Here is a 24,624-nt window from a genome sequence, read left to right as displayed (position 1 = left end):
TTCTCCTAACCTATCGTTATTTTTTCCTGTGGTAATTTTGATTTCGTAAAACGGTGTCCAGATACAACCGCAAAAATCAGTGTCAACCCACCGACCCTTCCCCAGAACATGAGAAGGATTAAAATCATGTGGGAAAACAGACTCAGCTGAGGTGTTAAACCAAGGGACAACCCAACGGTCCCAATTGCCGACGATGTCTCAAACAGCGCTCCCATGAGTGGAACCTGATCGACACAACTGATCACGACTCCCCCCAGAAGAAACAAGGACATATACAAAAACAAAATGGTCGCTGCATTCTTCACTGTCTCTGACGGAATTCTTCTTCCGAAACACTGTACATCTTCTTTCCTGAAAAAAACTGCAAAAGAAGTAAGAAGCAACACAGCAAGTGTCGTCGTCTTAAATCCACCCGCCGTCGATCCCGGTGAACCGCCGATCAACATCAGCAAGATCATGATCAACTGGCTTGGCTCACTCATACGGTTCAGATCAACCGTATTAAACCCTGCCGTTCTTGGCGTTACAGACTGAAATGCAGACGCAAGAATCCTCTCTTTTTCGCTAAGGTTCGTCCACTCAGTTCTTCCAAACTCATAAAAATAAAAATACAGTGCCGGAAGCAAAATTAAAAGAATTGTCACAGTCAAAATAACCTTACTTTGCAGACGATACTTGTGAAAATGTAGTCTGTGGTGCCAAATATCATCCCAAGTCAAAAATCCAATTCCACCAATCACAATCAACGCTATGATTGCAAGGTTGATTGTAGTATTTCCGTTAAATCCGGTCAGAGAGGAGAACGGTTGGTTCACCCCCATCAAGTCAAAACCTGCATTGCAAAACGCAGATACCGAATGAAATACTGCATACCACACTCCTTTCTTCATCCCAAATTCTTCACAGAATACAGGCGCCATGAAAATTGCTCCGAGAAGCTCGATTGCCAGCATCGCCCGCAGAATAAATCCGGTCAGTCTTACAATTCCTCCTACCTGTGTCGCGGAAATTGATTCCTGCATCGTACTTCTCTGCATCAGACCGATCTTTCTCCCCGAAAGAATTGCAATGGCAGAAGCTGCTGTGATCACTCCCATTCCTCCGATTTGGATCAACACCATAATGATCAGCTGTCCCTGCATCGACCAGTAACTCGCAGTGTCATGAATCACCAATCCGGTCACACAAATTGCTGACGTTGATGTAAATAATGCATCCGAAAATGAAGTCCCTACCTTTTCTACTGTAGAGGATGGAAGCATCAGCAGAAGACAACCCATCAGATTTACAAGAATAAATCCAAAAATAATCATCTGCGGAGAAGAAAAATGTAATTTTTTTTGTATCACGTCCATAAAATATCTCCTGAAAAAAGTTATCCGATTCTTCTTCGATCTCGGTATTCTTTATATTACTTTAACACTCATTAACGCCGCATAAAGAAAAATATGCCAGTATTAAAATCGTATAAAGATTTTAATACTATTTTTATTATTTGTCATTCTTTTTCTTCGTTTCTTCTTTCCATCCGTCCACTCACCAGATTGATTCTCGCAAACACTAATGCCGCCTCATTTAGCATTGCAGTCAGAAGTCCATATTCAAATGATGGAATTTGTCGTTTTTCTTCAAGTAGAATTCCCATTACACCGTAAATTTCATCACTTGTCTGAATCGGAAGATACACTGCCTTTGCCCCCGGAAGTGTATGTGTGCAGCAGCCTGCACGCTTCTTATTTGCAATCACCCAGTCTGCCACTGCCCATTCCTGATTATCTATCATACCTCGTAACTCTTCTCTCGACTCTCCTTCTTTTGGAAACACCCACGGTCCCACCGCTTTCCCATCTTTATTCAAGAAGAATACAACCGGAAGATTCATAAGCTTTAACACCTGACCGCTCAATTCTTTTAAAATGTCCTTAATATTATCTACCCGGCGCATTCTCCTGCTATTGTCAAGGAGAAGTTCTGTCCGATACATCATCTTGGCACTTTCTCTTGCTTGTCTTCTGGCATTAGAAATGATCGCTGAAATGCTCAGAGAAAAAATCAGCATAAAAAGAAACGTCATACCGTACCCTTTCTTATAGATTTCTAGACTGTATAACGGCTCTACAAACAAAAAATCAAAAACCAACACACTGATCAGCGATACTGCTGCCGGTAGAAACCACCGTCTTGTATATAGAGAAAGAAGCAATATTCCAAGCAGATAAACCATGATAATGTCTGCATTTAAAAATCCAAGATACTGCATTCCCAGTCCGGCTGCCGTCGACAATATAAGCGACAGAAACCCTTTTATCACTTCTGCTCCACATCCTTCCCTTCTCTGAGAATCAACACCTCTCTTCTTTTTGAACTCTTCGCTCCACTTTCTCTTGTTGCTCTGTCTATCCGGAATAATGTAGATTTCTATGCCCTTTGTGTAGCTGTCAATCTGATCTGTCAGATTCCGCTTCCGCTGCCCCAGTACTGAGCGATGACTCGTTCTCCCAATGACAATCTTTGATGCTCCGCTGATTCTTGCATACTCTGCAATCTGAAACGCAACATCCTCACCGAAGACCGTTGCGATTTTAGCGCCTAGAAGCCTCGCCAGCCTGATATTTTCATCTCTTTTCTTCTTCACATGCTCATCCGCATTCTGCAGGGATGGTGTTTCTACATACAGTGCTGTAAATTTTCCCTGAAAGGCATAGGCAAGCCTCGATGCGCTGCGGATGACTTTCTCGCAACTTGGTGCCGGAGAAATACAGACAAGAATATGTTCCCCTTGATAAATTTCCCGCTTCTCATCTCCCGACACTGCCTGTTGTCCTTTCGCTGCCTCCCGGTTGACTTTATCTGCAGTCCTCCGAAGTGTGATTTCTCGAAGAGCAATCAGCTTTTCTTTCGCAAAAAAGTTATGAAGTGCCCGCTCTGCCTGTGTAGATTTATAAATTTTCCCGTCTTTGAGACGCTGGATCAGCACGTCCGGCTCAATATCAATCAGCTTAATCTGTGTTGCCCTATCAAAAATAAAATCTGGAATCCGCTCCTTGACGTGTATCCCGGAAATCTTTCCTACGATATCGTTCAAACTTTCCAGGTGCTGTATATTAACGGTCGTATAGACATCAATTCCTGCGTTTAAAATCTCTTCAATGTCTTCATACCGTTTCTGATGGCACATGCCCGGCGCATTTGTGTGAGCTAATTCATCAATCAAAACTACTTCCGGATTTCTCTTTAAAATTCCGTTTAAATCTACCTCTCTCAGTTTGATTCCTTTATAATCGACAAGAAGGGGTGGAATTTTTTCCAGCCCCTCTTCTTTGCTCCTTGTCTCTGCACGCTCATGCGGTTCAATATATCCGGCAACCACATCCACACCGCTTTTCTTCAGATCATGCGCCGCTTCCAGCATGGCGTAAGTCTTTCCGACTCCCGCCGCATAACCTAAAAATATACACATCTGTCCTGTTTCTTTTTTATTCATCCAATGTAACTCCCATCTTCTCGGCAATCTCGATGTTACACTTCAACACATTTACCTTCTCTTCTCCGAAGATTCCGAGAAACTTATGTTCTGTATTCTCTTCTACGATTGTTTCCACTTCTTCCTCAGAAAGTCCACTGTTTGCAACTACAATCGGAATCTGGACTTTAGCGGATGCTGGACTAATATGAGGATCTAACCCGGAACCGGAAGCGGTCAGAAGATCTGCTGGTACCTCTCCTTCCAATTCTTTTCCTGTAGCATTCTCATACTTCTTTTGAAATGCTTCCATATCTTTTTCCACGCGCGTCTGAAGTTCTTCCGTCGTGCTTCCATAGTTGTAAGAACCGGAAGCCGGTCCTGTGTAAGTGCCGTCCTCTTTTTCTTTCTCTGAATATACATTATAATTTACCGAAGAAACTCTTCCCTGAAAATACTGTTCCCCTTCAAACTCCTGTCCAATCAATTCTGAACCGACTTTCTTTCCGTTTATTTCTATCATACTTCCATTTGCCTGTTTTTTAAAGAGTAATTGGCCTGCTCCCGTCATCACAAGCGGATAAACAACTCCGCACAGCACGATCAGTACCAGTGTGATGCCAAATGCTTTTTTTAAATAAGATGTAAAATTTTTCATCTTTCTCTTCTCCTTTTTTCTGTCTCTATAATCCTAATAGTGCGAGCAAAGGTGTCACTACAATATCAATCAGCTTGATACCGATAAATGGAACGATGATTCCACCAAGTCCATAGATTCCCATGTTCTTTAAAAGCATTTTTTCAGAACGCATCGGTTTATATTTGACACCTTTCATTGCAATCGGGATCAGACACGGAATGATGATCGCATTGAAGATCAAAGCAGAGAGGATTGCGCTGAATGGTGTGGACAGTTTCATAATATTTAATACCTGCATCTGCGGGATGACAAGTGTAAACATTGCCGGAATGATCGCAAAATATTTTGCTGCATCGTTTGCAATACTGAATGTTGTCAGGGATCCTCTCGTAATCAGAAGCTGTTTTCCAATCTCCACGACTTCCAGAATCTTAGTCGGATCGGAATCCAGATCGACCATGTTGGCTGCTTCTTTCGCTGCGGAAGTTCCACTGTTCATCGCCAGTCCGACATCCGCCTGTGCAAGCGCCGGTGCATCATTTGTCCCATCTCCAGTCATCGCAACAATCTTTCCTTCTCCCTGCTCTTTCTTAATCTCATCAATCTTATCTTCCGGCTTACACTCTGCGATAAATCCGTCCACACCTGCTTCTTTTGCGATGGTTGCCGCTGTCAGCGGGTTATCCCCGGTGCACATGATCGTTTTGATACCAATCTCTCTTAACCGTTCAAATCGTTCCACAAGCCCCGGTTTTACGGTATCTTTCAGGTAAATCACACCGTAGATGACATTCTCCACACAGACAACAAGTGGTGTTCCTCCAAGACTTGAGATATCTGTCACGATTTTTTCCAGATCAGAAGGAATCTTTCCTCCTTTGGCAGCAACATATTTTTTGATTGCGTCAAAGGCACCTTTCCGGATTTGTGTGCCATCTTCCAGATTGACACCGCTCATCTTTGACTGAGCAGTGAATTCCACAAACTCTACCTGATCTGCCACAGACTCTTCCATTCTTGTTCCCATTGTCTTTCCAAGCTCTACTACAGATTTTCCTTCCGGTGTTGCATCACTTAAGGAAGTCATTACTGCATAATCAATCAGATCTTCCTTTTTTATCCCTTCCACCGGAATAAAATCGGCTGCCAGTCTGTTTCCATATGTAATCGTACCGGTCTTATCAAGAATCATCGTATCGACATCACCACATGCTTCCACTGCCTTTCCAGACAATGCAATGACATTATATCTTGTTACACGGTCCATTCCCGCAATACCGATTGCCGAAAGCAATCCCCCGATCGTAGTCGGGATCAGGCAGACAAGCAATGCGATCAGTGTTGCCACTGGAATCTCAACTCCAGAATAATCTGCGAAACAATAAAGCGTCACAACAACGATCAAGAAAATAACCGTCAGACTGATCAACAGAATGTTCAGCGCAATCTCATTTGGTGTCTTCTTTCTGGAAGCGCCCTCAACAAGTGAAATCATTTTGTCAAGAAAAGAATGCCCCGGATCTGAAGTGATTCTTACTTTCAGCCAGTCGCTGACTACTGTCGTTCCTCCTGTTACCGATGAGAAATCTCCTCCTGCTTCTCTTGTGACCGGGGCAGACTCTCCGGTGATCGCAGACTCATCGACAGATGCGATTCCTTCGATCACTTCTCCGTCCCCCGGTATCATCTCATTTGTCCGTACGATGACGATATCACCTTTTTTCAACTCTGATGCACTGATTTTCTTCTCGCTGCCATCTTTCATCAGAAGAACGGCAGTCGTATCTTTCTTTGTCTTCTTTAATGTTTCTGCCTGTGCCTTTCCCCGTCCTTCTGCGACAGATTCCGCAAAGTTCGCAAACAGGATTGTGACAAACAAGATCACGGTGACAATTCCATTATAGACTCTTAAATTTGCCTCATCCCCGAAGATTGTCGGGAAAACTGTCAGCACCAGTGTAATAAAAAATCCAATTTCCACAACGAACATGACCGGATTTTTTATCATATATCTCGGATCTAATTTCTGAAACGATCCGATGACAGCAGATTTCATAATATCCTTTGTAATAAATTTTGTTTTTTTACTTTGTTCTTCCATTTCCGTCAAGATCCTTTCACCCTATTATGGCATCCACAGCACAAGATGTTCCGCAATCGGTCCAAGTGCCAGTGCCGGGAAAAATGTAAGTGCTGCAAAAATATACACAACAAACACAAGAATAAATACGAACAGTACGTTGTCTGTGCGGAGTGTTCCGACTGTCTCATTGACTCTTCGCTTCGCAAGAAAACTTCCGGCGATTGCAAGCTGCGCGATCATCGCAATATATCTTCCGAAAAACATCGCAAGTCCCGTCGTAATGTTCCAAAAATAAGTATTATCTGCAAGTCCCTCAAAACCAGAACCATTGTTCGCTGCTGAAGAAGCATATTCATACAATACTTGCGACAATCCGTGAAATCCCGGATTTGTAATTCCTTCCTGCCCTGCACTTGTCATCACTGCCAGTGCGGAGAAACCGAGAATCAGAAGCGGATGAATGATCAGCACAATCGCAACCAGCTTCATCTCTTTTCCCCCAATCTTCTTATTCAGGTATTCCGGCGTCCGACCAATCATCAGACCGCATAAAAATACAGCAAGAATCACATACATGATCATATTCATCAATCCGACACCCTTGCCGCCAAACACACAGTTTAACATCATATGAAGCATCGGGATCATTCCTCCGAGCGGGGTCAGTGAATCGTGCATATTGTTGACAGTTCCAGTCGTAAAGGAAGTGGTCGTTGTAGTGAAAAGTGCTGATTGCGCAACTCCAAAACGAACCTCTTTTCCTTCCATATTCCCAACCGTCTGATCCAGTCCCGCTTCTGCAAGCAAAGGATTGCCAGACTTCTCCGCCAAATAACATACGGTAAGTCCTACAAGGAATAAGATAGACATTGCTGCAAAAATCGTTCTTCCCTGAGAACCAAAGCAAGTCACATTTCTTTTGATCTTTGCGACTGCGTTTCCTGTTTTCTCCTTTTTCCTCTCTGCGGCCATTTTACCAAAAGTAATGACACAGGCACCCGGTAAAAGCATCATCGAATATAGTTCAATGAGGTTGGAAATGATAGTCGGATTTTCAAATGGAGTGGAAGAGTTTGCTCCGAAGAATCCTCCGCCATTTGTTCCGAGATGTTTGATACTCTCAAGCGCCGCTACCGGCCCCATTGCAATATCCTGAAGTCTTCCCTCTATCGTCTCCACAGTTGCAGTTCCTGCCAGTGTCTGCGGTACTCCCTGCCAGATCAGAAGGATTCCAATCACAATCGAAAACGGAAGTAAAATTCTTGTAGTGATGCGGATCACATCTTCATAGAAGTTCCCGACACCTTTGCTATTTCCAGTAATTCCTCTGCAAAATGCCATACAGGCTGCATATCCGGTTGCGGCCGACGTAAACATCATAAAGGTAATGACTACCATCTGACTTAAATAAGAAAGGCCGGATTCCCCGGCATAATGCTGAAGGTTTGTATTCGTCATAAAACTGATAATTGTGTTAAATGACAGTGTCGGTTCCATTCCTTCAATCTGATTTGGATTTGCCAGCAGTATTCCCTGCACTCTTAGAATGAAATACCCTGCAAATACCATCACCGCATTTGTCATCAAAAGACTGATCGCGTATTGTTTCCACGTCATTCCCTCGCCTTTGATTCTGCACACTTTATACATCATCCGGTCTATTCTGTTAAATACCGGATCTGCAAATGTCTTTCGGTTGGTGGCGATATGATACATGTAATTTCCGACTGGAATCACCAATGCAATATAAATCGCCAGTGTGATAATAATCTGCAACATTTATTTTTCCTCCACATGATAGTATTTTTCTTTTTTTCTTTCTTTGGCTGTCCCGACCTGCTTTTCGCACCAGTCCGCCAGCAGCTTCATACTTCCAAAACAGATCAGCAACAACAAAATCATAAAAATATCTGTTATCATTATTCATACCTTCCTTCTCCATTTGTTTCCATATCAAATTAGCATAACGAAAATTAAGCCGGTGTTATAAATCTTCACTTTTCCATTAAAATCCTATAAAATTTGATATCAAAAAAAGCAACTACCCTATTGGATAATTGCTTTTTCTAAAACTTCTATTATAACTTTTTAATGCCGGAAGCCCTCTTCCCATTTTATATCCACCCAAAGACTATACCAAATGGCAGCATCACCACAGTTGTAGTGAGTGTAAGTGCTCCGACAAGTAAAGCCGGTGCTCCTAAAAATGCAAGCGCACATGTCGCAACTGGATATTTATCTGAAAAATGATCAAACTCTTCTTTGCATTTCTTTTTCATCGTCGTCACCCGACTGATTATCTGCTTCATCATTCATTCCCTCCTTATGCTTTCCACAGATTATCATGTCAGGAATTAAAATACTTCTAAAAAGAAGTGCGTAAAGTTAAAATCAAATAAGGATTGTTTTTTACAGGCAAGATGTCTGTTAGGAAATCTCCTCCATCTCTGTTCGTCTCCACTCAATCCGCGCAACAAACAGATCTCCGTTTACCTCGATTGTAAGTTTCCCTTTCTGAAGTTCCACAAAGCTTTTGACAATCGCAAGTCCCAGCCCGGATCCTTCTGTGTTTCTTGAAACATCCCCGCGAACAAATCGCTCTGTAATATCTCCCGGATTAAAATTTAATTCTCCTTTGGAGATATTTTTCATTGTGATCGTAACTATATCCTCGTTATCTGACACATCGATATACACCCTCGTACCTTCCAGTGAATATTTCAAAATATTGATCAACAGATTTTCAAAGATCCTATAGGTCTTCTGACTATCTAAAGTAAGATACACCTTTTCCTCCTGAAAGTTCCACCGGAAATCAAGCTCGGATTTCTCCACCCGTTCACTCAGTTCTAACCTCACCTGTTTTAAAAGTGAAATAATGTCTACTTTTGCCAATTCAAGCTTCACATTTTTGCTTGTCGCCTTGCTGACCTCAAATAAATCCTCAATCAGTACTTTGAGCCGCATAGATTTTCGCTCCAACACGTTGATATAGTTTTCTCGCTCTTCGTCCGTGATTCCTTCTTCTTTCAGCAGATTCACATAAGTGATGATTGCGGTCAGCGGTGTTTTCAGATCGTGGGAAACATTGGTGATCAGCTCCGTCTTCATCTTCTGACTTTTGACCTCTTCGTCTACCGCTGACTTAAATCCGCTCTGGATCTGGAGTAACTGCTTTCTGACTGGATCAAAAATTCCGAAATCCTGTTCCATAGACATATCAAGGTTGCCGGATGCAATCTTCTCTGTCGCCTGAAGCATCCGCTGATAATCCTGTTTGATCTTATAATACTTTTTGCAGATAGTCCGGAATAAGACCACTGAGTAGATCAGCACTCCCGCAATTCCAAAGAACCATCCCATACAAAACAGTGATACGATCACAAACTGTGCTGCAACAAACCGGAAGATTACTTTATTGGATTGTTCCTGCAAATCAATCCGAAAGAATATATCAACTCGCTTTGCCAGTCCGCTCCATTTCTTTTTCAGAAAAGAACATGCTTTTTCCAGTTTCGCACGATGTTTTTTCAGAAACGGAATCAAAAATATCCTTTCTCTGACTGCTTGTTTCCATCCGATACTGATTAGATTTCGGATGCTTCCTGTCACCCAGTAAATCAGACTGAAGTATATGATCCAGACAATCAGATTCCATGCCATGACCATACTTTCTGCATCTCCATTGCTCAATCCGAGCTGTACCAGTCTATCCTGAATATCTCCTCTCATTGTGCTGATGACCAGACTGGTAACTGCCTCCCACAAGATCAGCAGTCCTATGACAGTAATTCCAATGATTTCTACCGGCATCTGGAACCCTCTCTCGTTTCCGGTATTTAATTTTTTCACAAACGGAAGAAGTATCGCCGCACCGATCAGAACAAAAATCGAAATTCTGATCATATCCGCCATTCCGCTTCTATAATAAACGGCATAAAACGGATTCCCGATATAGGACTGATATGCCTCCCCCTGTTCCTTAGTCATACCATATAAAAATGTACAGTCCGCCGGAGTTCCCATCTCTTCTGCTGTCTCTACATCTTCATATTGATCTTCGTATTGATAATACAGTCCTTCCGACAGACGCACTTTCATTTTCTGGGCATAAGTTCCATAGCATTCTGTCACTTCTGCATTTCCAAGATGATCGTATTCCATCTGTACGATCCAGTCATATTTTTTTAGATGATCTTGTGCAAGAAGTTGTTTTAAAGACTCCCCGTTCTTTAGAATCGTTTTTCCATTTTTATTTAACACTTCATATTGAAGATATGGACGGATTTCCCGGAAAGAATTTCCCGATGGATCCAGCTCCCGCGTATTCGCCCCACTGATTTCTTCATATAAAACTTGATTTCCATTGTAAAGCATTTCCGCGAATTCCCGTGTCGTATAATATTTTCTGCTCTCTTTCTCACTCTGCTCTCGTATATGCGGATAGGCGGACAAAATCACCATCGCCGGAACTATGCAGAGCAGCGTCCATAAAAAATATTTGATCTTACATTTGTTTTTCCATCTTGTAGCCAATTCCCCACACCACCTTTACATACTTTGGTTCTTTTGGATTAATCTCAATCTTTTCCCGGATATTCCGGATATGTACCATGATCGTCTCCGTGTTGACCGCTTTTTCATTCCAGACTCTCTCATAGATCTCCTCTGCGGAAAAGACTCTTCCCGGATGTTTGATCAAAAGCAGCAAAATCTTAAATTCAATCGGCGTCATCTTGACCTGTCTTCCGTCCACAAGCACTTCCACACGGTCTTCATTGACCTCCAGCCCTCCGATCATATAGGATCTTTCCTTTTCTTCTTTTTTGTTGAGAGCCTCCTGAAATCGATTGTATCTGCGAAGCTGAGAGTTCACCCGCGCCATCAGTTCCATCGGGGTAAATGGCTTTGTGACATAATCATCTGCGCCGATATTAAGCCCCATTACTTTATCCACCTCCTCTGATTTTGCCGATAACATAATGACCGGAAATTCATATTTTTCCCTAAGTCTCATCGTCATCGTGATCCCGTCCATCACCGGCATCATAATGTCAACGATTGCCAGATCGATCTTTTCCCGCTCAATAATTGCTAAGTCCTCCTTCCCATTCTCTGCCTGAAAGACTGTGTACCCCTGGCTGCGCAGATAAATCTCCACACCCTCCCTAATCTCTTTATCATCTTCTACAATTACTATCTGATTCTTCATATCCCCTGCTCCCTTTCGTTCCTTTTCGTATACTTTCTATAATAGAATAAAATCTTCCATAAACAGTTTCAGTATACTACTTTTCCTTTGCAAAACCTAGTATAAAGCAGAGTTCTAAATATCCCACGGACAAAATTCTAAAGATTTTCTAAAGGTTTTCATAGAAATTTCCCGAGTATTAAAAAAATACACCCTGCCGAAAATTTCCGACAAGGCGTATCTTTATAATGTCTGTTTTGGATTCATCTTTGCATGTTCTTCCTGCAACTCATGATACAGTTCCAAAGATGTCCATTTCTGATTGTACTCCGTCACAATCGCTTTCAGATTAACTTTCGCGATTCCCGCTTTTCGAAACTCCTTTAATAGCAAGTCGATCCTGCTGCTTGTAAATCCTTTCATCACAAGCATTTCCTCTGGAAATCCTTCCCCCTCATAAATGTCCCCGGACGATGGTATCTCCTTATTTCCCGCCAAAAATCCAATCGGCTCCAAATACTGCTCCTTTGACACTTTTTTTATCTTTACCTTCATTTTTAAAAGCACCATCTTAATCTTACGCGCCTTCTCGCCCTCATCAAAATTATACAATAACACGGTCTCAAAATTCATCTCGTTTCCTCCATTTCTTCCAGGCAGATATTGTTCCCTCTGCTCTTCTACAATGATACTTCTTCGTTCCTCAAATTGCAAAGCATCCGCTCAAGATAACTGTAAAGCATCTTCTGCTCCTCCTCTGAAAATCCATTCGTCAGACGCTTCTCCAACTCTTGAAAGACAATCGAAACTTCCTTTGCCTTCTCGCTTCCAGTCGGTGTCAATGAGATGAGAAAACATCTCCTGCACTCCTCATCGGTCTTTCTTTCTACATATCCTAGTTGGACAAGCTTATCTAGATTTCTTGACAACGTCGTCTGGTCTACATGACACATCTGCGCCAGTTCTTTCTGCGTAATTTCTGTCTTTTTCAACAACGCCTTCAGCACTCCCGGCTGTCCCGGTGTCAGCCCCAGCTTTTCAAATTTCGGTCTTAACGTCTGTCTGCGCTCCATATCAAGGCAGAACAAAAGGTCTCTGATCATCGCCGTTTTTTCCATATATGTTTTTCCTCTTTTCTTTCCTGTTTATTCCAATTCAAACTGTCCCGTATATAACTGGTAATACCTTCCTCTCTGCTCCAACAACTCCTCGTGGTCTCCCCGCTCGATAATTTCCCCATGATCTAACACCATGATCGCATTGGAATTTCTAACCGTAGAGAGCCTGTGAGCAATGACAAATACTGTACGTCCCTTCATCAGAGAATCCATTCCTTTCTCGATCAATCGCTCCGTTCTTGTATCGATAGAACTTGTCGCCTCATCAAGAATCAGCACCGGAGGATCTGCAACTGCCGCCCTTGCAATTGCAAGCAGCTGTCTCTGCCCCTGTGACAGATTTGCACCGTCACTTTCGATCATCGTATCGTATCCGTTTGGGAGGCGCCGGATAAAAGAATCTGCATTGGCCAGTTTCGCTGCCTGCTCCACTTCCTCCTGACTTGCATCCAGATTTCCATAGCGGATATTTTCTGCAATCGTCCCCGTAAATAAATGAGTGTCCTGAAGTACCAGTCCAAGAGATCTTCTAAGATCTGCCTTCTTGATTTTTTTCACATCAATCCCATCATAAGTAATACATCCGCCCTGCACATCATAAAAACGGTTGATCAGATTAATGATCGTCGTCTTTCCTGCGCCAGTCGAACCGACAAAGGCAATTTTCTGACCTGGCTTGGCATAGAGACTGATCTTCTTTAAGATCTGTTTCTTTTCTGTATATCCAAACTCTACCTCATGAAAGCGTACATCTCCACATAGCGGGACCACTGTCCCATCCTCCGTATCTTTCCATGCCCATTTTCCACTTCTCTCTCTGCATTCCTCCAAAGAGCCATCTTCTTTTTTCCGAACTCTGCACAGTGTGACAGTTCCCTCGTCCCACTCCAGTTCTTCGTCCATCATATCGAAAATCCTCTCTGCTCCGGACAATGCTGCCAGCAGGAAATTGACCTGCATTGTAAACTGATTGACCGGCATCGCACTCTGCCTGACGTAAACCAGATACGATGCAAGGCTTCCGAGATCCATCATCCCTTGGATCACAAACAACCCACCTACACATGCAGAAACCGCATAATTGACATAGGAGAGGCTGACGATTGTAGGAATCAGCATTCCGGAATACTGAAATGCACTTGTGGAAGCTTTCCGGAGATTTTCATTTCTTTTGGAAAATTCTTTAAAATCCACCTCTTCATGGTTAAACACTTTTTCGACCTTCTGTCCATCCACCATCTCCTCGATAAATCCGTTGACCTCACCTAAATATTTCTGCTGGCTGTTAAAATACCGCTTTCCCCTTGCACCGCTATACTTTATGAATAAAAACATCAAAAGCATGAACACCAACACAATCAGTGACAACTTAAAATTCAGAAGAATGATACAGATAATTGTTCCGGCAATCGTAAAAAAACTCTGGATCAAAGTTGTGAAACTGTTGTTTAACGCTTCTGAGATCGTATCTACATCATTCGTAAATCGACTCATAAGCTCCCCATGTGTATGTCCATCAAAATATGACAATGGAAGCCCCTGAGTGTGACGAAACAAATCTTCTCTGATCTCACTTACCACCTGCTGTCCCGTACGCGCCATAATCTGTCCATAGCCATAAGTTGCAAGTACTCCTACCGCATACATCACTCCCATAAAGAAAAGCATTCTCGCAAGTCCTTCCACATCCCCCGGAAGAATATAGCGATTGACAACCGGCTTTAAAAGATATGTCCCAAGAATGCTCGCCACACTGCTGACAGTAACAAGGATGGCTACAATGGCCACGGCAATCTTATGTACACCGAGATACCCAAGTAATCTTTTCAATGTTTTCTTTGTGTCTTTTGGTTTTTTATAGTTCATCGTCCTTGCCATTACAGTCCACATCCTTCCTGCTGAGAGTAATAAATCTCTTGATAAATCTCATTTCGCTGCAACAGTTCCTCATGTGTTCCACAATCATTCAGCTTTCCATCTTCCATGATCAGAATCTGATCCGCATGCATCACCGAAGTAATTCTCTGTGCAATAATAATTTTTGTCGTATCAGCGAGACTGTTCTGCAACGCCTCCCTGATCTTCGCCTCGGTTGCTGTGTCCACCGCACTTGTAGAATCATCCAGAATCAAAATGCGCGGCCGCTTCAGCAATGCTCTGGCAATGCACAGTCGTTGTTTCTGTCCACCGGACAGATTCACGCCACCTTGTTCCACCTGTGAAGAAAGTCCATCTTTCATCTGTAAAAGAAATTCATCTGCACATGCCATACGACATGCTTTCATCAACTCTTCCTCACTTGCATCTTCTTTTCCCCAGCGCAGATTGTCCGCAATCGTACCCGTAAACAACGTATTTTTCTGAAGTACCATAGCGACCGCCTCACGCAGATGCTTCAGCGGATATTGTTTAACCGGTATTTGATCGATCAAAATCTCTCCTTCTGTCACGTCATACAACCTTGGGATCAGCTGTACAAGTGTAGACTTTGCAGATCCGGTCCCTCCAATGATTCCTACCGTCTGCCCCGGTTCAATATGAAAAGATACATTCGAAAGCACATATTTTTTTCCTTCTTTTTTATATTTAAAAGAAACATTCCGAAATTCAATCTCTCCGGCTTTGATCTCACCTGTCGCTTCCGGATCCTCTTTCAGATCAATCTCTTCATCAAGTACATCCAAAATCCGCTTTCCAGAAGCCATCGCTCTTGTCAGCATCAGAAACACATTTGAGATCATCATCAGCGAGTTTAAAATTTGAAGAACATAGCTTAAAAAACCTGTCAGTTCTCCGACCTGCATCTCCCCGGCAAAGATCAGTTTTCCTCCGAACCATAAAATGCATATGATCGTTGTATACATGACAAGCTGCATGGCAGGCATATTTAGCACAGCTGTTCGAAAAGATTTCTCAGAAATACTTTTTAGTTCCTGATTGACCTGCGCAAATTTCACTTTCTCATAATCTTCCCGGACATATGCCTTCACAACACGGATTGCCGTCAGATTTTCCTGAATCATCCGGTTTACAAGGTCTATTGCCGACTGCATCCTCGTATACAGTGGTCTGACTTTTCGGATCACAAGCCAAAGGCAGATTCCAAGTGTAGGCGCCGCGACAAAGAATACAAGCGCCAGCTTCGCATTCAATAAGAAAGACAAGATCATTCCGGTCACCATCATTAATGGAGCCCGGATCAGCGGACGGATTCCGTTTGAAACAGCATTTTGGATCAATGTCACATCACTTGTCAATCTCGTTACAAGCGAAGAAGTGGAAAACTTATCCGTATTTGAGAAAGAAAATTCTTGTATTTTACGATATTCCGCCTTCCTGAGTTCTGCTCCAAGCCCCTGCCCACAAAGTGCCGCAAACCTGGCATACCCGATCCCGAGAACTAGAGAAATCCCGGCACAGAATACCATCTGCAATCCTCTCTCCAGAATATATGCCTGATCTCCATTCGCCACGCCAACATCAATGATATCTGCCATGATCATCGGAATGATCAGCTCAAAAAGCGTTTCAAATGCCACGCAAAGGCAGCTTAGCACCGCATACATCTTATACTTTTCCATGTACACATAAAACCGTTTTAGCATTCCATCAAACCCCTTCCTTTTTCTCTAACACTTCTGCAATCTTCTCTTCCTGCGTATACCTCTATACATATACAACTGTCACAGTTACAATATTTTCATATACATTAGTTGTATATACAACAATCATCTTTATCATAAACATATTTTTTTCCATTGTCAATGAAAAGCACCAATAAACTCTTTCCTCTTGCAATATGAAAGGCTGCGGAAGTATTCTCTCACCTCCGCAGCCTCTCCTGCATTTTCTAAAACATCGCTGTTCTTTTTTCTCTGTACTAATGAATCTCCAAAAGCTTCTGCTTTAGTTCCCCTTCCATACGATTTAACTCCACCTCTGCTGCACGACGTTTTTCCTTTCCCTCTGTCTGGATTTTCATCACTTCATCCAGCGTAGCGATCAACGACTCATTTGTCGCCTTCAGTGTTTCCATATCCACAATGCCTCGCTCCGTCTCTTTTGCGGTCTCAATCGTTGCCATTTTCAATGTCTCTGCGTTTTTGCGGAGCAGGGCATTTGTCATGTCGGTCACTTCCCGCTGTGCTTTCGCGGCCTTCGCAGAATTTTCCACACCGATTGCCAGTACCATCTGACTCTTCCAAAGCGGAATCGTATTGACGATCGTCGACTGAATCTTCTCTGACATTAATGTATCATTGCTCTGCACAAGACGAATTTGCGGAGCCATCTGAAGCGAAACCGCCCTTGTCAGTTCTAAATCATGGATCTTCTTCTCAAACCGATTACAAAGAGACGAAAGATCACTTACCGCCTGTGCATCTTCCGGCAAGCCGCTTCCCTTTGCCTTTGCTTCAAGCTGTGCCATCTCTGTAGTGCGCACTTCTTCCAGCTTTCGTTTTCCTGCAGCAATATACATCGACAATTCTTTAAAATAAGTGACATTTAATTCATACATTTTGTCAAGCATTGCAATATCTTTCAATAACTGAATCTGATGGCTCTCAAGTGCATCACAGATTCGCTCGACATTTCCTTCCGCCTTCTCATACTTTGCTTTCATATTTGCCAGCTTATTCCCACTTTTCTTAAAGAAGCTAAAAAAGCCCTTATCTTCCTCTTCTTCCTCTAGAGTTCTCAACTCCGATACGACACTTGCCAGCATTTCCCCTACTTCTCCGAGGTCTTTTGTGCGCACATTCTCCAGCGCCGTCTCTGAAAAATCCGCCATCTTCTTCTGCGCCCCTGCACCGTACTGTAAAATCATATTGGAACTGTGCAGATCAATCTTCGCCGCAAATTCTTCCACCATGCGTCTCTCTTCCGGAGAGAGATTCACTTCCTCTTCTTTCACAAGTGGCTCCGGTTCCTTCTCTGCCACCGCCGCCTTCTCTTCTCCGAATGGGTCCAACGTCAATGTCGGCGCTTTCTGCATCATCTCATCTAAATCCTGTGCCATCTTGATTCCTCCTATCCTCATCTGCCATTTTCTGACACACTTCTAAAAATCACTCTCTTTGTAGCCTTCCCTCGCAAACATTGCTTCCAGCACAGAGATATCTGCTGACACATCAAATGCCGTATCCTGAAACAAGTCATCCAAAAGCTTCTCAAATGCGACAATGATCGTATCCATCGTGCGCTCAATCTCTGTCATTGCTGTTGTAACATTCTCACCTTTGACCGGAAGTCCGTCAAACTCCCGATAAGTATTGACCAGCTTCAATGTTGTCGGCAAATAATATTCCATAAATTTTTTCATCTCTCCCGCCTGCTCCGGATGACGGATCACGGACTCAAAAATCTTACTGATGATCAGTTCCAATTTATCTAATTTCGCCGAAATCACCTCTCCCGGAATTGCATCATTTGCCTCTCGAAGTGACGTAATATATCGTCCACCTTCCTGAACCATCTCCTGAATTTCCGGAGAAATCTCCTGGGCTTCCTTTTTCTCCTCTCTCCGCTGCTCTTTCTTCTGCTCTGCCTGTCTCTGTTTTGCCGCCTTCTGCTCTTCTTCTCGCTGTTTCCACGACTGCTGTGCCTGTAAATACTGTTGATACGACTTATCATCCAACATCAGACAAGTCCCCTGCTCATCAATATGCCCTTGAGGAAATGCTCCCCGTCGGATCATCTTCTTTAACTCCCTCAACATCTCTTTCTCCGAAAGATTCATCTTCGCCGCCAGTTCCTCAATCTGACAGAACGCTCGTCCATTTAATATTTCCACACAGCGAAGCACTTTTTTATATCCTTTTCTGTTGGAAAGCCCTTTCCATAAAAGTATCAGCGACAAAATAAAAATCGGAAGCTGAACAATTAAGGAAATACCTAGCAGATGCAGGTGCCCGGTAAACAGAGAAGAAATCAGCAAAATCAGCTCCAACAAGCCTCCCAAACCAAGTCCCAACGAGCCAAACACGATCAGCAAAATCCCAGATACTTTCCCAACTGGCTGAACCCTCTTCTCATACGTCGCTGCCGGCTGACTTTGACCAGCACCACCTGCATACTTCTTTCTCCCATATGCCTGCTCTGCGCTTCCTGACCGTGCTGTGCTTCCATAAGTTCGGTCTGCGCTTTCTGACTGGGTTGTTCTTTCATAAGTACGCTTCTGACCTCCCATATTCTGTTGCCACTTGGACTGGTCTGCACGGTCGTATTTGCTATGAGGATCTACATGCGGAAGGAAATCCGTATCTCTGTATCCCCCAAACTGCCGTCGTGCTTCCTCCAGTGCCTGGTTCACTGTCCTTCCGATATCCTGATTCAACTTACTGAAGTTCATCGACCGCATCGCATCGTCGACCATCTTGCTGACCTGCTCACCTATATTCGAAAAATCTCTGTTATCCATAACTCTATCGCAGCCTTTCTCTTTTTGCGCTCTGATTTTCTTCTATTATATAAAAAACCAAATTTTTTTACAATGAACTTTTTCTAAAAATCATTCCTGGAAAGGAAGATACAGTCTCCCTTCAACCATTCTTTGCTTTGCTTCTTTGGAATCCATCATATATTTTTCCTCCTCACCTTCTATATTTACAATTCAATGCTTAAAAGCTCTTCGTCTGATTTTTGCGTCCATTTTTGCTTTTTCTATCTTACTATAGATTACATGAAAATAAAAAAAGGAGCAATCCCTTTTCCTGTGAATCGCTCCTACAATCTTTGTTTTTCTAAATACTTTTTATAAATTTTCTTTAAAAAATGTTTCCATTGCCGCTGCTGCCTCAGCTTCATCGGCTCCTTCTACCCGAATTACAACTTCTTCTCCCTGCTTTGCCGCAAGCCCCATCACACCGAAAATACGCTTCGCATCTGCTGCTTTTCCTGCTTTCTCAATTTTGATATCCGATGCAAATTTTGCCGCCTCTTTGACAAGAAGACCCGCCGGTCTGGCATGAATTCCCTGGCTATCTGTGATTGTGTACTTAAATTCTTTCATTTTCTTTTCCTCTTTTCTTTCTTTTTCTCTTTATTTTCATCCGCTCTACCTTTTTTTCGGAAGCGGTTTTTTCAGGATCACAATACCTGCCATCGCAATAACAGAACCTAATGCCAACGCGATCAAAAACATCGGTGCATGATCCATGATTCCTACTACAAATATTCCTCCGTGCGGCGCTCTTGATCCACATTCAAAAAACATGGAAAGTGCCCCTGAAACCGCAGAACCCAGCATACACGGTGGAATGATGCGGAGTGGGTCTGATGCTGCAAACGGAATTGCTCCTTCTGTAATAAAAGAGAGTCCCATAATATAATTTGTGATCGTCGTCTGTTGTTCGCTCTTCGTAAAGCGGTTTTTAAAAAATGTTGTCGCCAGCGCGATTGCAATCGGCGGTACCATCCCTCCGATCATGACCGATGCCATAATCTCATACTGTCCACTTGCAATCGATGCTGTTCCAAATACATATGCTGCCTTGTTAAACGGTCCTCCAAAATCAACTGCCATCATTCCTCCAAGCACCGCTCCTAACAGAAGTCTGCTTCCTTCTCCCATACCTGCAAGCATATCATTCAGCCAGGTATTAAACACTCCCACAGGTGGATTTACGATAAACACCATGATTGCTCCCATAAGAAGAATTCCAAAAAATGGATACAACAGCACCGGCTTAGTTCCCTCCAGCGCATGCGGCAGACGCTCAAATACCTTTTTCAAAAGCAACATCAAATATCCTGCCACAAATCCCGCGATCAATGCCCCGAAAAATCCAGACGAAATCCACTGGTCTTCCGGAAGAAATACTGATGTTCCCGCTTTTGCAAGTAATCCTCCGACAATCCCCGGCATCAAAGCCGGACGATCCGCAATGCTCATTGCAATGTATCCCGCAAGAATCGGGAACATCATCCCAAACGCGGTGTCTCCGACTGTCTTTAAAAATCTGGAAAATGTATTTCCGGTTCCAAAAATATCCGTTCCTGCATTCGCACCGTCAAACAGAAATGCCAAAGCGATTAAAATTCCTCCGCCGATTACAAACGGCAACATATGGGAAACTCCGTTCATTAAGTTCTTATAAATCTTTCTTCCGAATGACTCTTTCTCTCCACCAAATGCTTCCACTTCTTCTTTCCGGTCGCTGTGATACACAGAAATTGTTCCACTTTCCGCCTCCTCAATCAGCTCTTTTGCCCTGTGGATTCCATTTGCAACTTTTGTCACGATGACTGGCTTTCCATCAAATCTTGCCATTCTGACATCTTTGTCCGCTGCTACGATAATACAGTCACATGATGCAATTTCCTCTGGTGTCAGTACATTTTTATCTCCACCAGAACCATTTGTCTCTACCTTAATGGTATATCCAAGTTCCTTTGCTGTCCGCTCAAGACTTTCTGCCGCCATATAAGTATGAGCAATTCCAGTAGGACAGGCTGTCACTGCAAGAATCTGGTAACGTCCCTCTGACGACTGATGCTTTTCCTTCTCCTGCTCTTCTTTCGCATTTGTTTCTTCCGAAGCATCTTCCTCCCCAAATTTTTCTTTCTCCGCCTCATCTACGTATGCGAGGAACTGTTCCACCGATTCTGCATGAATCAGATTCTCCCGAAAAGCTTCATCCATAAGAAGCATGGACAGTCTTCCAAGTACTTCCAAATGAATATTATCCTTCGTATCTGGAGCTGCGATCAAAAAAATCAGATTCGCAGGAAGTCCGTCCAGCGAATCATAATCCACACCGTTTTTTACAACCATTGCAGCAAGTCCTGCTTCCTTTACTACCGGTGTTTTCGCATGCGGAATCGCAATTCCTTCCCCGATTCCTGTTGTTCCTTCTTCTTCCCGCTTCTTTACACAGGATTTGTAGATTTCTTCATCTGAAATATTTCCGGATTCTACCATCAGTGAAACCATATGGTCAATTGTCTCTTCTTTGGAAGTCACTTGTCCATCAAGATCAATGCTACATCTCTTTAATAAATCTGTAATCTTCATATCTTTCCTCCTACAATCCGTATTCCTCCGGTGGTTGCTGCAAAAGCTTTACAATCTCGTCTTTTCCCGCAAGCCAGGATAAAAATGCACTTGCACTTCCCGCCGCAATTCCAAGCTGAAGCGCTTTCTCATAATTATTTGTATTAAGGTAACCTGTCAGAAATCCCGCAACCATGGAATCTCCTGCTCCGACAGAATTAACTACATTCCCTTTCGGCGGCATCTTTCTGTAAACCTTTCCGTCTTCCGTCAAAAGAAGTGCCCCATCTCCTGCCATCGATATCAGCACATTGACTGCCCCCATTTCCTGCAGCTTTCTCGCATAGACAATGATGTCTTCCTCCTGTTTCAGTGTCACTCCAAACAATTCTTCTAGTTCATGATTGTTTGGCTTGATCAAAAATGGGTGATACTTCAGCACATTCAAAAGCAGATCTTTTGTAGCATCTACTACGATGTGGATTTTTCTTCCTGCAAGCCGCTCCATAATTCTCTCATAAATATCTTCCGGAAGTGTATTGGGGATGCTTCCTGCAAGTACAAGAATATCTCCTTCCTGAATCTGCTCCAGCTTTTCAAACAATTCCCGGATTGCCTCCGCTGTAATTTCCGGCCCCTGTCCGTTAATCTCACTCTCTTCACTTGCATTAATTTTTACATTGATCCTCGTCATTCCCTCTTTCAGTCTGATAAAATCTGTCGTACATCCAAAATCGGTCAACATCTTCTCCAGTGCATCTCCGGTAAATCCTGCTATAAATCCAAGCGCCCTGCTTTTCATACCAAGATTTGCCAATACTACAGACACATTGTTTCCTTTGCCGCCGGGATATATCGCCTCACAAGACGTCCGATTGACTTCCCCCAGTGTCAGATTTTCTATCTGGACGACATAATCTAACGAAGGATTAAAGGTTACTGTATAGATCATCTATTTCACCTCCACAATGTTTTTATACTTTTTCCATCTGGCATCCTGCAAATCTGTTGTAAGCACTGTCGCTTCATGAAATGTTCCAAACCGCACCGCGGAAATCTTTCCAATCTTTGTACTGTCTGCCAGCACATAACACTCTCTACATTGCTTCATTGCTTGTTCCTTTACAAAAGCTTCATGAATGTCCGGTGTCGTAAAACCAGCCTCCTCATGAATTCCGTTCGTTCCAAAAAATCCCTTTGTAAAATGGTAGCGTTTCAAACTCTCCATCGTTTCACCGCCAACAACAGCCTCTGTCGCTGCCTTTAATTCTCCACCTAGCAGGAACACCTTATATCCTTTCTCTGCGAGTGTGCGGGCATGCACAATTCCATTTGTCACAAAAACAGCTCCTTGCTCGCAAATCCAGTCGATCAGACATCCTGTCGTTGTCCCCGCATCCACATATACAAAATCATTCTTTTTAATCCGTTCTGCGGCATACTTTGCAATCCTTTGCTTTTCTTCCATATTCATGTCTTTTCGAACGGATACCGCCTCATCTTTCGTCGTATACCCCATCTGAAGCGCCGTCGCACCCCCATGTACTTTTACAAGCTGGTGTCGTTTATGTAATTCTGTCAGATCTCTGCGGATCGTCGATTCGGAAGAATCTAGTAACTCTGTCAACTCCTGGACCGTCATCGTCTTTCTCTCATTGACCAGCCTGATAATTTCATGAAACCGTTCTTCTGCCAGCATCTCGCTACCTCTCTTTCCTTTTTGTTGATTCCATATTACAATCATTTTCAATCATAGTCAATCAAAATCAATCAAAAAACTTCACCAAATTTCCTGTTTTCGTTTTAGACATTTTTACTAAAAGATCATTTTCTAAGCAATTGTAAAAAAGATTGTTTCTGACAAAAATAAATAGTATAATAGGCACATAACAAACTGATGCGCGCATCACACGATAAAGGAGGAACCTCTATGTCCAAAAAATCTAAAGCGGCAGGAGATGCCGATAAAATACACGAAGTAAAACAAACTGCGGAACAGGATCCAGCCGTTTCCAGTGCACTTTTTTGTGGGACGGACTTTGATATCTGTGAACCAGTCCCTTCCACCAGTTCAAAGGAAGCCGACATCCTTCCATTTTCAGATGTCTCTTCCGAAACAGAAAAAACGTCTGAAACAAACAATTATGCAGACCTTTCCGGGACAGGTAACACCTCTTCCGAAAACAAGGCGATTGCCTCTGAACCAGTCTCTTCTGGTGCTTCCAAACAATCAAACACTGTAGCATCAGATTCTTCCTATGAAGAAGAACCCCTTCAGAGCGATACCAGACACGAGCGACGCTCCTTCTTCTCCAAAACAGCAAGAAAATCTGCTCCTTCGCTGGAAGAACAGATTCTCGCCCGGATAAACGATGCAGATCTGATGCGCTATCTTGAGATGGAACATGAAAAACTTCATCTGCTTCAGTCGCGGAAAGAATCGCGTGAAAAGCGGCTGTTTACAATCCTTCAGCTGCTCTTGTCACTCGCTGCTGTTGTCACTGTAGTCTTTCTTCTGAGAGATAACCCAACTGTGCTCGTCAATATTTTATATATCACTGGAATCATTGTCGTTCTCTGGCTAGTGAAAAACCCTCTCGAGAAAGACCGTAAGAAAAAAGATTGATTTCGGAAAGGCAGTATTTCCGAACATACAAAAAGAACGAAGCCCCTCAGGACTGTCTTAAAAAGTCAGTTTTTTCTTCTCACTTTTTAGGACGATTCCTTTTGGCTTCGTTCTTTTTTCTCAAAAATTCTCTTTCCATCTCTCTTCTCAAATTTGTTTTTATGACAGATCACACTAAAGCTTCTCTATAAAAAACTTTTGGATTGCTTCTGCCGCTTCCTCTTCATCTTCGCCTTGCACAGTAACGTAGAGTCTGTCTCCCTTGCGTGCGATCAGACTGATGATCCCCAATAAACTTTTCCCACTCACCATCCGCACTTCTTTCTTCTCCACTTCAATCTCAGAACGAAACTCTTCTGTCATGTCTACAAACTCAACCGCCTCCTTCATATGAAGTCCCTCTTCTTTTTGAATTACATATTCCAGTTTTTTCATTAGCTTCTACAACCTCCTCTCCCCACAAGATATTTTTATGTCGTAATTATATAAAAATAGTTTTGTAAAATCA

Annotated in this window: 21 protein-coding genes; 1 reads left to right on the top strand and 20 read right to left on the bottom strand. The window is 42.9% G+C overall.

Going from position 1 to position 24,624, the window contains the following annotated elements; translation table 11 throughout:
• Nucleotides 1-5 precede the first annotated feature (5 nt).
• From ACESPO_RS10360 to ACESPO_RS10270, 19 genes are all read right to left on the bottom strand, one after another.
• Nucleotides 6-1,355, bottom strand: coding sequence for a TrkH family potassium uptake protein (locus ACESPO_RS10360; RefSeq protein ID WP_499788782.1), 1,350 nt, complete (start codon nt 1,353-1,355; stop codon nt 6-8).
• 143 nt (nt 1,356-1,498) lie between these two features.
• Nucleotides 1,499-3,484 (bottom strand): DUF4118 domain-containing protein, encoded by a 1,986-nt coding sequence (locus ACESPO_RS10355; RefSeq protein WP_499788781.1) that lies wholly within the window; start codon nt 3,482-3,484, stop codon nt 1,499-1,501.
• Nucleotides 3,477-4,121 carry a potassium-transporting ATPase subunit KdpC gene (gene kdpC / locus ACESPO_RS10350; protein ID WP_116441304.1) on the bottom strand — a complete coding sequence of 215 codons (645 nt, stop codon included), beginning with the start codon at nt 4,119-4,121 and terminating at the stop codon, nt 3,477-3,479. The genes ACESPO_RS10355 and kdpC overlap by 8 nt, the downstream gene beginning before the upstream one ends.
• A 25-nt stretch (nt 4,122-4,146) precedes the next feature.
• Entirely contained in the window at nt 4,147-6,204 is a 2,058-nt protein-coding gene (gene kdpB / locus ACESPO_RS10345; protein WP_009262352.1) for a potassium-transporting ATPase subunit KdpB, read from the bottom strand.
• Nucleotides 6,205-6,228: 24 nt separating this feature from the next.
• Nucleotides 6,229-7,965, bottom strand: a complete 1,737-nt coding sequence (gene kdpA, locus ACESPO_RS10340; RefSeq protein ID WP_499788780.1) for a potassium-transporting ATPase subunit KdpA — start codon at nt 7,963-7,965, stop codon at nt 6,229-6,231.
• A complete protein-coding gene (locus ACESPO_RS10335) occupies nt 7,966-8,106 on the bottom strand; it encodes a hypothetical protein (protein ID WP_016438366.1) in 141 nt (46 codons plus the stop codon).
• 194 nt (nt 8,107-8,300) lie between these two features.
• A complete protein-coding gene (locus tag ACESPO_RS10330) occupies nt 8,301-8,498 on the bottom strand; it encodes a hypothetical protein (protein ID WP_009262355.1) in 198 nt (65 codons plus the stop codon).
• Nucleotides 8,499-8,613: 115 nt separating this feature from the next.
• Nucleotides 8,614-10,722 (bottom strand): sensor histidine kinase, encoded by a 2,109-nt coding sequence (locus ACESPO_RS10325; RefSeq protein WP_119987810.1) that lies wholly within the window; start codon nt 10,720-10,722, stop codon nt 8,614-8,616.
• A complete protein-coding gene (locus tag ACESPO_RS10320) occupies nt 10,694-11,398 on the bottom strand; it encodes a response regulator transcription factor (protein WP_499788779.1) in 705 nt (234 codons plus the stop codon). Before ACESPO_RS10320 ends, ACESPO_RS10325 begins: the two co-directional genes overlap by 29 nt.
• 222 nt (nt 11,399-11,620) lie before the next feature.
• A complete protein-coding gene (locus tag ACESPO_RS10315; RefSeq protein ID WP_009262359.1) occupies nt 11,621-12,010 on the bottom strand; it encodes a DUF3783 domain-containing protein in 390 nt (129 codons plus the stop codon).
• A gap of 47 nt (nt 12,011-12,057) precedes the next feature.
• A complete protein-coding gene (locus ACESPO_RS10310) occupies nt 12,058-12,495 on the bottom strand; it encodes a MarR family winged helix-turn-helix transcriptional regulator (RefSeq protein WP_016438361.1) in 438 nt (145 codons plus the stop codon).
• A gap of 27 nt (nt 12,496-12,522) precedes the next feature.
• Nucleotides 12,523-14,373 carry an ABC transporter ATP-binding protein gene (locus ACESPO_RS10305; RefSeq protein WP_207667235.1) on the bottom strand — a complete coding sequence of 617 codons (1,851 nt, stop codon included), beginning with the start codon at nt 14,371-14,373 and terminating at the stop codon, nt 12,523-12,525.
• Nucleotides 14,373-16,100 (bottom strand): ABC transporter ATP-binding protein, encoded by a 1,728-nt coding sequence (locus ACESPO_RS10300; RefSeq protein ID WP_116441299.1) that lies wholly within the window; start codon nt 16,098-16,100, stop codon nt 14,373-14,375. The genes ACESPO_RS10305 and ACESPO_RS10300 overlap by 1 nt, the downstream gene beginning before the upstream one ends.
• A 275-nt stretch (nt 16,101-16,375) precedes the next feature.
• A complete protein-coding gene (locus tag ACESPO_RS10295) occupies nt 16,376-17,515 on the bottom strand; it encodes a toxic anion resistance protein (protein WP_116441298.1) in 1,140 nt (379 codons plus the stop codon).
• A gap of 42 nt (nt 17,516-17,557) precedes the next feature.
• Complete coding sequence (locus tag ACESPO_RS10290; RefSeq protein WP_270601224.1) at nt 17,558-18,916, bottom strand: 5-bromo-4-chloroindolyl phosphate hydrolysis family protein; 1,359 nt, start codon at nt 18,914-18,916, stop codon at nt 17,558-17,560.
• Between the two features lie 333 nt (nt 18,917-19,249).
• Nucleotides 19,250-19,507, bottom strand: a complete 258-nt coding sequence (locus tag ACESPO_RS10285; RefSeq protein WP_009262366.1) for an HPr family phosphocarrier protein — start codon at nt 19,505-19,507, stop codon at nt 19,250-19,252.
• A gap of 45 nt (nt 19,508-19,552) precedes the next feature.
• Nucleotides 19,553-21,511 carry a PTS fructose transporter subunit IIABC gene (locus ACESPO_RS10280; RefSeq protein WP_499788778.1) on the bottom strand — a complete coding sequence of 653 codons (1,959 nt, stop codon included), beginning with the start codon at nt 21,509-21,511 and terminating at the stop codon, nt 19,553-19,555.
• A gap of 10 nt (nt 21,512-21,521) precedes the next feature.
• Nucleotides 21,522-22,442 (bottom strand): 1-phosphofructokinase, encoded by a 921-nt coding sequence (pfkB, locus tag ACESPO_RS10275; RefSeq protein ID WP_009262368.1) that lies wholly within the window; start codon nt 22,440-22,442, stop codon nt 21,522-21,524.
• Nucleotides 22,443-23,189 (bottom strand): DeoR/GlpR family DNA-binding transcription regulator, encoded by a 747-nt coding sequence (locus ACESPO_RS10270; RefSeq protein ID WP_117501124.1) that lies wholly within the window; start codon nt 23,187-23,189, stop codon nt 22,443-22,445.
• Nucleotides 23,190-23,420: 231 nt separating this feature from the next.
• Here ACESPO_RS10270 and ACESPO_RS10265 point away from each other — a divergent pair, with 231 nt between their 5' ends.
• Nucleotides 23,421-24,116 (top strand): hypothetical protein, encoded by a 696-nt coding sequence (locus ACESPO_RS10265; RefSeq protein WP_119987797.1) that lies wholly within the window; start codon nt 23,421-23,423, stop codon nt 24,114-24,116.
• Nucleotides 24,117-24,290: 174 nt separating this feature from the next.
• Here the strand turns inward: ACESPO_RS10265 and ACESPO_RS10260 are convergent, their stop codons facing one another.
• Nucleotides 24,291-24,551, bottom strand: a complete 261-nt coding sequence (locus tag ACESPO_RS10260; protein ID WP_009262371.1) for an HPr family phosphocarrier protein — start codon at nt 24,549-24,551, stop codon at nt 24,291-24,293.
• Nucleotides 24,552-24,624: the final 73 nt, after the last annotated feature.

Source organism: Coprococcus sp. HPP0074, from assembly GCF_964238105.1.
GTDB lineage: Bacteria > Bacillota > Clostridia > Lachnospirales > Lachnospiraceae > Faecalimonas > Faecalimonas umbilicata.
The sequence above is the reverse complement of the archived record's forward strand: the minus strand, read 5'-3'. Positions and strand labels throughout refer to the sequence as shown.